We start from the raw sequence: 10729 nt of genomic DNA, 5'->3' as shown, positions 1-10729 counted from the left end.
GCCTCGGACAGGCCCTCGACGAACTGTCCGACGACCTGCCGTTCATTCAGGGGAGGCACGAGCAGTACCTGGCGCACATCGCCACCGCGTACGCCAAGGCCGGCCGCCGCCGCGCCACCCTCGCGGTCACCGCCTCCATCGGCCCGGGCGCCCTGAATCTGGTCACCGCAGCCGGGCTGGCGACGATCAACCGGCTCCCGTTGCTGCTGCTGCCCGGTGACACCTACGCCACCCGGCACCAGGGTCCGGTGCTCCAGCAACTCGAGCACGCCACCGAAGCGGACGCCACGGTCAACGACACGTTCCGTCCGGTGGCGAAATTCTTCGACCGCATCACCCGCCCCGAGCAACTGCTGACCGCGCTCCCGCAGGCGATGCGGGTGCTGACCAGCCCCACCGACACCGGTGCCGTGGTGCTGTCGCTGCCGCAGGACATCCAGTCCCACGCGTTCGACTTCCCCGTCGAGTTCTTCGAACCGCGTGACTGGAAGATCCGCCGCCCGCTCCCCGACCCCGCCGAGGTCGACGAGGTCGCCACGCTGATCCGGGAGGCAGAGCGTCCGGTGATCATCGCCGGTGGCGGCGTGCACTATTCGGATGCCACCACCGCCCTCGAGGAGCTTGCCGAGCAGGTCGGGATTCCGGTCGTCGAGTCGTTCGGCGGCAAGGGCGCGGTCAGCCGTGACGAGTGGTGGCAGGTCGGCGGTGTCGGCCTCGAGGGCAACTTCGCCTCGAACACGCTCGTCAAGCAGGCCGACCTGGTGATCGGTGTCGGCACCCGGCTGACCGACTTCGTCACCGGTTCGCAGTCGATCTTCGAGAACGACACCGTCCGCTTCGCATCAGTGAACGTCGTCGACGCCGACACCCGCAAGCAGGGCGCCACCGGCATCCTCGCCGACGCCCGCCTCGGCCTCGCCGCGCTGACGGTCGCGCTTGCCGGGCACACCACCAGCACGGCGTGGCAGGAGACGGTGCGGACGGCGAAGGCGGACTGGGCCCCGATCCGGGCCGCCGCCCTCGACCCCGACACCGCATTCGACCCCGCCGAGCACCCGGACGCACCGGTCACCGGTGCGGTGCTCACCCAGCCGCAACTGATCGGGCTGCTGCAGGAGCACGCCTGCGGCGGCGACACCATCATCGCCGCGGCCGGCGGCCCGCCCGGCGACCTGCAGAAAATCTGGAACGCGACCGGGAATCGGCACTGCCACCTCGAATTCGGGTTCTCCTGCATGGGGTACGAGATCCCGGCCGCGATGGGTGTGCGCCTGGCCGAGGGCAACCAGGGCCAGCGGATCGTCACCTTCGTCGGCGACGGCACCTTCCTGATGGCCCCGACCGAACTGGTCACCGCCGCCCAAGAGGGCCTCGACGTCACCATCGTCGTCTCCGAGAACCACGGCTACCAGGTCATCCACCGCCTGCAGATGAACCGCAACGGACGCGAATTCGGCAACGAGTTCCGCTACCGCACCGACGGCGACATCATCGCCGACAGCGGGGACAAGGCGCGTCTCGAGGGCGACTACCTGAAGGTCGACCTGCGTCAGATCGCCGAAGGCCTCGGCGCCACCGCGATCCGCGCCACCACCACAGCCGAGGTCCGCGCCGCGCTGGCCGACACCCGCGAGGTGTCCGGGCCGGTCGTCATCGTGGTTCCGACGGTGCCGCACGTGGACCTGCCCGGCGGGGACGTCTGGTGGGACGTGGCCCCCGCCGAAGTCTCGAACCAGGAATGGGTGCAGACCCTGCGCGCCGATTACGACAACGCCGTGGGACGGCAGAGGTGGTTCGGATGAGCAACAACAGCCCTCTCGACGCCGGAACCCTGCGCCGGCGCCTCGCCAATGGTGACACCACCGTCGGCACGTTCGTCGGGATGGCGTCCTCGACCGCGGCCGAGGTGTGTGCCGCGGCAGGATCCGATTGGATCCTGCTCGACCTCGAGCACGGCGCCGGATCGGAAGACGCACTTCGGGATTCGATTCTCGCTGCCGTCGCCTACGGGGTCCCTACGGTGGTGCGGGTCGAGTCCGGAGAACGTATCCGGATCGGACGCGTCCTCGATCAGGGTGCCGCCGGGGTGATGGTGCCGCGCCTGGACAAACCCGATCAGGTGGTCGACGCGATCACCCACCTGGCGTATCCGCCGCGCGGCGACCGCGGGGTCGCCACCTACAACCGCTCCTGCCGGTGGGGCATGGACCGCTCCGTGCTGCTCGCCGAGGAGCAGACCTCACTCGGGGTCATCCAGATCGAAACCCTCGCCGCACTCGACGCGGTCGACGAGATCGCCGCCCAGGACGGTGTCGACGTGCTGTTCGTCGGCCCGCTGGACCTGTCATTCGCGCTCGGGGTGCCGTTGCAGTTCGACAGCCCGGTGTTCACCACCGCCCTCGGGCGGGTGCTCGAGGCCGCCCACCGGCACGGCAAGACAGCCGGCATCCTCGCCGCCAACGCCGCCCTGGCCGGCGGTTACGTCGAACTCGGCTTCCGATTCGTGGCCGTCGGTTCCGATTCCACCCTGCTCGCCGCGGCGCTGACCGACGCGTTCGCCACCGCCCGCCCCGAACAAGACCAGAAAAGGACGTCATCGTGAGCACAACCCGCACCGTCGGAGTCGGACTGATCAGCGTCGGCTGGATGGGCCAGCTACATGCCCGCGCCTACCGCGACGTCCCGATCGTCTATCCCGAACTCGGAGTCACCCCGAAACTGGTGATCGCCGCCGACACGGCCGAGAGCCGGGTCGAGTTCGCCAAGAACGTCCTCGGTTTCGCCGAGGGCACCACCGACTACCGCGAGGTCCTCGCCCACCCGGACATCGACGTCGTCTCCATCTGCGCACCGAACTTCCTGCACGCCGAGATCGGCATCGCCGCGGCGAAGGCGGGCAAGCACTTCTGGATCGAAAAGCCCGTCGGACGCAGCTACGCCGAGACCGCGGCGATCGAGGCCGCGGCCACCGACGCCGGGGTGATCACCTCGATCGGCTACAACTACCGGCACGCCCCCGCCGTCGAGCACGCCCGGAAGCTGATCGCCGAGGGCAGCCTCGGCCGGATCACCAACGTGCGGGCCTCGTTCTTCTCCGGATACGCCAACGAACCCAACGGCGCCCGGTCCTGGCGATTCGACCGGGAACTCGCCGGGTCCGGCGTGCTGGCAGATTTGTTCAGCCACGCCAGCGACCTGTGCCAGTACGTGGTCGGGCCGATCGCCGAGATCAACGCCCTCACCAGCACCGTCTACACCGAACGCCCGAAGCTGGCGATGGGCAGCGGAACCCACTTCGCGGTCATCGAGAACGGTGAGATGGGCCCGGTGGAGAACGAGGACTACGCCGCGGCGCTGGTGCGATTCGGATCCGAGGGACCGGGATCGGGTGCGGTGGGCACCATCGAGGCCTCCCGGGTCATCGTCGGACCCGAGTGCGGCTACCGGATCGAGATCTACGGCACCGACGGATCCCTGACGTGGGACTTCGAGCGGATGAACGAGCTGAAGGTCTGCCTGGGCCGCACCAACGCCGAACAGGGCTACACGACGGTCAACGCCAGCCCGGCGCACGGCGACTACTCCCGCTTCCAGCCCGGCCCGGGCAACGCCCTCGGCTTCGACGACCTCAAGACGATCGAGGCGAAGAAGTTCCTGCTCGCCGTCACCGTTGGGCCGCAAGAGAACTCGAACGTGCACGACGCCGCCTCGGCCGCCGCGATCGTCACCGCCGCCGAGACCTCCGCCGCCACCGGGCAGTGGCAGAAGCTCGACGTCGGTGCCGGCACCACCGCCGCCCGCACCGCCTGACCGCCCTTTCGACACCTGCAAGGACGCTGATGTCAACAACGATCTCCACTCAACTGTTCGTCGGCCTGGGCCCGCTCGACCGGGAGCTCGTCGACCCGTATCTGGCCGCCCATCAACAATTGGTCCTCGACCCCACCGAGGAACAGCTGGCGGTCGCCGAGGCCGCGATCGTGCGGGCGGCGTTCACCGTCGACGCCGCGATGCTCGACCGGATGCCGGCATTGAAGGTTCTCGCCCGCACCGGGGTCGGCACCGATCTGGTCGACGTCGCCGAAGCGCACCGACGGGGTATTCCGGTGGTGATCACCCCGGGCAGTAACACGGTCTCGGTGGCCGAGGGTGTGTTCGCGCACCTGCTGTCGCTGGTGAAGCGGCTGCCGACACTGACCGATCTGGTGCGGAGCGGGCGGTGGGGTGAACGGGGTGGGGTGACCGTCGGCGACCTCGAGGGTGCGACGTTGGGGATCGTGGGGTTCGGGCGGATCGGCCGCAAGGTCGCGCAGATCGCCGAGGCATTCGACCTGAACGTCCGCGCCTACGACCCGTACGCCGAGATCCCGGACCGGTACCGGTGTGCGAGCGTGGACGAGGTGCTCACCTCCAGCGACTTCGTCACCCTGCATGCGCCGCTGACGGCGGAGAACCATCACCTGATCAACGAGGTGCGGCTGGCCATCATGCGGCCGGGATCGATCCTGGTCAACTGCAGCCGCGGCGCACTGATCGACCTCGACGCCGCGCACGCCGCGCTGCGGTCCGGGCGCCTCGCGGGCCTCGGCCTCGACGTCTTCGACCCTGAACCACCCGAACACCACCCGGTGTTCGACCACGCCAACACAACTCTCAGTCCGCACCTGATGGGGTTCACGGATCGGGCGATGGCCCTGACGATCCGCGCCGCGGTCGAGGGCGCCATCGCGGTTCTCGACGGCCGCGAACCGGCCGCGGTGGCATCATGACCGTCCACCGTGATCACCGACTTCGACTCCTCCCGCGCCGCCACGATCGCCGAAGAAGTCGGCGCCCGCACAGTCGCGACCGCGGCAGAGCTGATCACCGCCCCGGACGTCGACGCGGTGATCATCGCGTCCCACGACTCCGCCCACGCCGAGCAGGTGGGCTGTGCCTCGATCACCGCAAGCCGGTGCTGTGCGAGAAGCCGCTGGCCCCGAGTTTCGGCGAATGCGCCGACCTGGTCACCCGGCACGACCCGCAGATCCTGATGCTGCGTACCACAGACGATGTGCTGACCGTGGTCGATGTGTTCGTCAACGCACGATACGGTTACGACGTGCGCTGCGAGGTGGTCGGCGAAACCGGAACGGTGAGCCTGGCGCCGAGTCACGCCGGGACCCGCAGCCCATTGGCGTCCGCCCGCGACGGTCTGCGCGCCATCGAGGTGGCGGAAGCGCTGATCGAATCGATGAACAACGCGGGCGCCGTCACCCCGGTGAGGAATTCATGACTGTCGCTCTACGACTTCCTCGCCGTCCGCGTTCTACGATCGAGACGACCACCGAAGGGTACTGGGCATGATCAGCTCACCACGTCCGGAACTATTGGCCGCCTGTTGGACTTCCGCCGGTGACGTGATGCCGGCACGAGGTTCGGACCGCAGTCCGGTCCCGATCCGCGAGCGCATCGAGGCCGTCGCCCGCACCGGCTACACCGGATTCGGATTGACCCGCCCCGACCTGGTCGCCGCGCGCGAGACGATCGGCCTCGGCGACGTCGCGAAAATGCTCGCCGACAACGGCATCACCCACGTCCAACTCGAGTGGATCACGAACTGGTGGACCACCGGGGATGCCCGCGCAGTGTCGGACGAGGTACGCCGTGACCTGTTCGAGGCCGCCCCCGTCCTCGGAGTCGACAACATCAAGGTCGGCGCGGACGACGATGGCGTCCCCGTCTCCCGCGATCGGCTCTGCGAGCAGTTCGACGCGCTCGCAACGGACGGCGCCGCCGCGGGCGTGAAGATCGCGTTCGAGAACACACCGTTCTCGCACCACGTCAAGACCACCGAACAGGCTGCGCGGTTCGTCCAGGACGTCGGGAACCCCAACGGCGGGCTCATCCTGGACATCTGGCACGCCTTCCGGGGTGGGACGCATTACGACACGTTGCCGGAGATCATTCCGTCGCGCTTCGTGTTCGGCGTCGAACTCGACGACGGTTGGACTGTCGTGCGGGGAACCGACCTCGAGGACACCTTCGACAACCGGGTTCCCTGCGGTGAGGGAGAATTCGACGTTCCGAAGTTCATCGATGCGGTCCGCCGCATCTGCTTCGACGGCCCCTGGGGTATCGAGCACATGTCGCGGGAGTTCCGGACACTGCCCGTCGCCGAGGCCCTCGCCAGGGCACGCGACGGGGCCCTGCGGTGCTTCGAGGTCGCCGACCGGTTGGCCGCGAATCGGGCCGACAGCTGATTTCACCGGCTCTCCCACCGCCCTCCGGCCCTCGGCGGTGAGGTGAAAATGATGGGAATACTGCCTTGATTGAGGCGTACGTCACAACAAGACTGACAAGTGCGCACAGACCGGACGTGTGCATCAGCGACCCACCGGCACCGAAGCCGGTGGGGACAGATCGAAAGGAATCCAGTGGCCACCCTGTTGAACGGGAAAGTCGTTCTGATCAGCGGAGGGACGCAAGGTGTCGGCGCAGGCGTCGTGCGAGCCGCGGCCCGCGAAGGCGCCCGAGTGATCTTCACCGGCCGCCGGGCCGAGGCCGGCAAAGCCCTCGCCGCCGAACTCGAAGCGACCGGAGCACAAGTTCGCTTCGTCCAGGCCGACATCTCCGACCCGACCGAGGCCCGTGATTCGGTGACCCGGACCATCGAGGAGTTCGGCCGTATCGACGCGCTGTGCAACGCGGCCGGCCTGACCACCCGCGGCACCCTCCTCGACACCACGCCGGAGTTGTTCGACCAGCACATGGCGGTCAACCTGCGGGCCCCGTTCTTCACCATGCAGGCCGCCGTCGCCGACATGGTCGCGCGGAAGGCACCGGGAACGATCGTCAACATCATCTCCATCGCCGAGCACGGCGGGCAGTCCTACCTGGCCCCGTACGTGGCGGCGAAGGCCGGACTGGCGGGTCTGACCCGCAACGCCGCCTACGCGCACCGCTTCGACCGGATCCGGATCAACGGCCTCAACATCGGCTGGACCGAAACCGAGGGCGAGACCGCCATCCAGCAACGCTTCCACGGCGCCGACGACAACTGGGCCGTCGACGCCGCGGCCACGGTGCCGATGGGCAAGCTCGGGCAGGTCGACGAGATCGCCGACATGGTGGTGTTCCTGCTCTCGGATCGCAGTGGCGTCGTCACCGGCTCGGTCATCGACTGGGACCAGACCGTTATCGGAGGGCAGGACTGATGGGATCGACACTCGGCGTGATCGGCCTCGGCCGGATCGGCGCATTCCACACCGACACCCTCGCTCAGTTGCCGGGCGTGGACGGCCTCGTCGTCACCGACGAGCGTCCGGACGTCACCGCAACCGTCGCCGCCAAGTTCGGGGCGCGCGCGGTCGAGGACGCAGCTGCGGTCTTCGCCTCGGGCGTGGACGGGGTCGTGATCGCGGCCGCCACCCCGGCGCATGCGCCGCTGATCCTGGCCGCCGTCGATGCCGGGATTCCGGTGTTCTGCGAGAAGCCGGTGGCGTTCACCGCCTACGAGAGCTACCAGGTCGTCGAGCGGTTGAAGACGTCGACGGTGCCGGTGCAGATCGGGTACAACCGCCGGTTCGATCCCGCGTTCGTCGCCGCCCGCAACGCCGTCGTGTACGGAGAACTCGGCCGGCTGCACACCGTGCGCTCGACCACCCTCGACCCGGCGCCGCCGCCGGCAGCGTACGTGGCCGCCTCGGGCGGGATCTTCCGCGACTGCAGCGTCCACGACTTCGACATCGTCCGCTGGGTCGTCGGTCAGGAAGTGACCGAGGTCTACGCCGCCGGCACCAACCAGGGCGACTCGATCTTCGCCGACTGCGGCGACGTCGACACGGCCACCACCACCCTGACGTTCGAGGGCGGCACCCTCGGCGTCGTCTCCAACACCCGCTACAACGCCCGCGGCTACGACTGCCGCCTGGAGGTTCACGGCTCCGAGGACAGCGTCGTCGCCGGTTGGGACGCCGGGGCGCCCGTGCGCAACCTCGAACCCGGCGTCACGTTCCCCGACGGCCCGCCGCATCAGTTCTTCATGGACCGCTTCACCACCGCCTACCGCGCCGAACTCAGCGCGTTCCTCGAGGTGATCGCCGGCACCACCCCCTCGCCGTGCACCGCCGCCGACGCCCTCGAAGTGGCGTGGATCGCCGAGGCGGCCACGCTGTCCCTCTCCCACCACCGACCAGTCCAGATGAGTGAGGTTCGACGATGATTCGTATTGCAGGAGCACCCATTTCGTGGGGTGTCTGTGAAGTTCCCGGCTGGGGCCACCAGCTCGACCCCGAGCGGGTGCTGTCGGAGATGCGCGACGCCGGACTCGAGGCCGCCGAGATCGGCCCCGACGGATTCCTGCCCGCCGACCCGCAGGAATTGGCCGCCACCCTGGCCTCCTACGACCTGAAGGCCGTCGGTGGTTTCACCCCGGTTCTGCTGCACGATGCCGGCCACGACCCGGTCCCCGACATTACCGGCGCGCTGGCCGCATTCACCGCCGCCGGCGCCGAGGTGCTGGTGCTGGCCGCGATCACCGGCTCCGACGGCTACGATTCGCGGCCCGACCTCGACGACGCCGGCTGGAAGACGTTGCTGTCGAACCTCGACCGGCTGCACGACGTCGCCGCCGAGCAGGGCATCCGCGCGGTCCTGCACCCGCACGTGGGCACCATGATCGAGAAGCACACCGAGGTCCAGCGGGTCCTCGAAGGCTCCTCGATTCCGCTGTGCCTGGACACCGGGCACCTGCTGATCGGCGGCACTGATCCCCTCGAGTTGGCCCGGGCCGCCGCCGACCGGATCACCCACACCCACCTCAAGGACGTCGACGCCGAATTCGCCGCCCGCGTGCAGGCCGGCGAGTTGAGCTACACACAGGCCGTCGCCCAGGGCATGTACACCCCACTCGGCACCGGTGACGTCGACGTCGCAGGTGTGGTCCGGCACCTCGTCGACTCCGGTTTCGACGGCTGGTTCGTGCTCGAGCAGGACACCATCCTCGCCGGTGAACCCGACGGTGAGGGACCGGTCGCGGACGTCAAGGCCAGTGCGGCATTCCTGCGGAGCCTGCAGCTGTGAGCGAGCTGCGGATCGGCGTCCTCGGGGCCTCGCGCATCGCGGAGATGGCGATCGTGAAGCCTGCTCGGATCCTGGGTCACCGGCTGGTCGCGGTCGCCGCCCGCGACCGTGGCCGCGCCGAGACGTTCGCGCAGACGCACGGGGTCGAGCGGGTCGTCGACTCGTACGCCGAGTTGATCGCCGACCCCGAAGTCGACGTGATCTACAACCCGCTCGCCAACGCCTTCCACGCCGAGTGGAATCTGAAGGCGATCGAGGCCGGTAAAGCGGTGCTGACCGAGAAGCCGTTCGCCCGCAACGCCGCCGAAGCCGATCGGGTCCGTCGCGCGGCCCGCGAGCGGGGTGTGCCGATCATGGAAGGGTTCCACTACTTCTTCCACCCGATCGTCGGGCGGATGTTCGAGCTGCTCGAGGACGGCACCCTCGGCACCCTGCAGCGGGTCGAAGTGGTCATGCGGATGCCCGAACCCAAACCTGACGACCCCCGGTGGAAGCTGGAACTCGCCGGCGGGTCGGTGATGGACCTCGGCTGCTATGGCCTGCACGTGCATCGCCAGTTGGGCCGTTTCGCCGGCGGTGAACCCACCGTGGTGGCGGCCCGCGCCGTCGAACGCACCCGGGGAGTCGACGAGGCCTGCGATATCGAACTCGTCTTCCCCGGCGGCGCAACGGGATCGAACACGAACTCGATGACGTGGGATCGGTTCGACATGACCCTGCGCCTCGTCGGCGACCGCGGTGAAGCCCTCGCACACGACTACATGCTCCAGTCCGGCGACGACCGGATCACCGTCACCACCGACGCCGGCACCACCGTCGAGCGACTCGGGACCCGTTCGACATATACCTATCAGCTCGACACCTTCGCTCGACACCTCGCCGATGGGACCACGTTCCCGATCGACGCCGACGACGCGGTCGCCACCATGGAGCTCATCGACTCCGCGTACCGCGCCGCGGATCTACCTCTCCGGTAGTCCCATTCACCCCGCCGGGCCGTGAGAACCACTTTCGGACGTCCGGCCCGGCGGGGCTATCACACCCTTCCCTCACCGCATCACCCTCCCACTTCGCCATGCCTGCATGGTTGCCGCTGCCGTGCTGCTCGCGGGTTGCTCGAGCTCCGGCGGGAAACCCGAATCGACCGGCAGCGGAATGGCCTCCGGCACCGCGGACACCCCAACGACAATTTCGAACTGCGATACTCCGCGGACCCCGAGGCACCGAACCAGTCCAATCTGGTCCAGAGCGCCCGCGACAGCAAGGTCGACGGCATCGCCGTCACGCTCGCCAAGCCGGATGCGATGGCACCGGCCGTGAAGGCCGCCGTCGACGCGGGAACCCCGGTCGCCGGTCAAACATCGACTCGATCGCCGAGTACGCCCAGGCCGGAACCCGCTGAGCACGGTGCCCGGCACAGCATCGCGACTGCCGGGCGCCGTCGGCGTCACGGAAGGAAAGCATGTCCACACAGCAAGATCTGGACCTTGCCAGTCACAAGTCGTCCACGACGAGAGGGTGAAGGAACAAAAACGCCTGCAACGGCTGCTGGTCCGCCCCGAGATCGGTTCCCTGTTCGGTGCGATCGCCATCTTCGTCTTATTCATGGTCGTCGCACCCCCGTTCCGCAGCCCCGAGGCACTGGCCACCGTCCTCTACGCATCCC

At 68.6% G+C, this 10729-nt stretch carries 11 protein-coding genes and 2 pseudogenes; all 13 read left to right on the top strand.

Annotated elements, in window-relative coordinates:
- On the top strand, window positions 1-1802 hold a 1802-nt coding region (locus ACFTZB_RS37225), incomplete at its 5' end, for a thiamine pyrophosphate-dependent enzyme (protein ID WP_378439633.1).
- Entirely contained in the window at window positions 1799-2602 is an 804-nt protein-coding gene (locus tag ACFTZB_RS37220) for an HpcH/HpaI aldolase/citrate lyase family protein (RefSeq protein ID WP_378439631.1), read from the top strand. The genes ACFTZB_RS37225 and ACFTZB_RS37220, both read left to right, overlap by 4 nt.
- Window positions 2599-3810, top strand: a complete 1212-nt coding sequence (locus tag ACFTZB_RS37215; protein ID WP_378439629.1) for a Gfo/Idh/MocA family protein — start codon at window positions 2599-2601, stop codon at window positions 3808-3810. Before ACFTZB_RS37220 ends, ACFTZB_RS37215 begins: the two co-directional genes overlap by 4 nt.
- A 29-nt stretch (window positions 3811-3839) precedes the next feature.
- The gene (locus ACFTZB_RS37210) at window positions 3840-4769 is read left to right on the top strand and encodes an NAD(P)-dependent oxidoreductase (protein WP_378439627.1); all 930 of its coding nucleotides are present in this window, start codon (window positions 3840-3842) and stop codon (window positions 4767-4769) included.
- Window positions 4770-4778: 9 nt separating this feature from the next.
- Window positions 4779-5033 (top strand): Gfo/Idh/MocA family oxidoreductase, encoded by a 255-nt coding sequence (locus ACFTZB_RS37205; RefSeq protein WP_378439625.1) that lies wholly within the window; start codon window positions 4779-4781, stop codon window positions 5031-5033.
- Window positions 4955-5275, top strand: coding sequence for a hypothetical protein (locus ACFTZB_RS37200; protein WP_378439635.1), 321 nt, complete (start codon window positions 4955-4957; stop codon window positions 5273-5275). The genes ACFTZB_RS37205 and ACFTZB_RS37200 overlap by 79 nt, the downstream gene beginning before the upstream one ends.
- 127 nt (window positions 5276-5402) lie before the next feature.
- A complete protein-coding gene (locus ACFTZB_RS37195; RefSeq protein ID WP_378439623.1) occupies window positions 5403-6242 on the top strand; it encodes a sugar phosphate isomerase/epimerase family protein in 840 nt (279 codons plus the stop codon).
- Between the two features lie 174 nt (window positions 6243-6416).
- Window positions 6417-7196, top strand: a complete 780-nt coding sequence (locus ACFTZB_RS37190; protein ID WP_378439621.1) for an SDR family oxidoreductase — start codon at window positions 6417-6419, stop codon at window positions 7194-7196.
- Entirely contained in the window at window positions 7196-8203 is a 1008-nt protein-coding gene (locus tag ACFTZB_RS37185; RefSeq protein WP_378439619.1) for a Gfo/Idh/MocA family oxidoreductase, read from the top strand. Before ACFTZB_RS37190 ends, ACFTZB_RS37185 begins: the two co-directional genes overlap by 1 nt.
- A complete protein-coding gene (locus ACFTZB_RS37180; RefSeq protein ID WP_378439617.1) occupies window positions 8200-9063 on the top strand; it encodes a sugar phosphate isomerase/epimerase family protein in 864 nt (287 codons plus the stop codon). The genes ACFTZB_RS37185 and ACFTZB_RS37180 overlap by 4 nt, the downstream gene beginning before the upstream one ends.
- The gene (locus ACFTZB_RS37175; RefSeq protein ID WP_378439615.1) at window positions 9060-10040 is read left to right on the top strand and encodes a Gfo/Idh/MocA family protein; all 981 of its coding nucleotides are present in this window, start codon (window positions 9060-9062) and stop codon (window positions 10038-10040) included. The genes ACFTZB_RS37180 and ACFTZB_RS37175 overlap by 4 nt, the downstream gene beginning before the upstream one ends.
- Before the next feature lie 106 nt (window positions 10041-10146).
- Window positions 10147-10427, top strand: a pseudogene (locus ACFTZB_RS37170) (substrate-binding domain-containing protein); the annotation flags it as partial.
- Between the two features lie 98 nt (window positions 10428-10525).
- A pseudogene (locus tag ACFTZB_RS37165) lies at window positions 10526-10729 on the top strand (ABC transporter permease); the annotation flags it as partial.

This window comes from Rhodococcus sp. NPDC057014 (genome assembly GCF_042673295.1).
Lineage (GTDB): Bacteria > Actinomycetota > Actinomycetes > Mycobacteriales > Mycobacteriaceae > Rhodococcus_F.
This window is presented reverse-complemented; position numbering and strand designations above follow the sequence as displayed.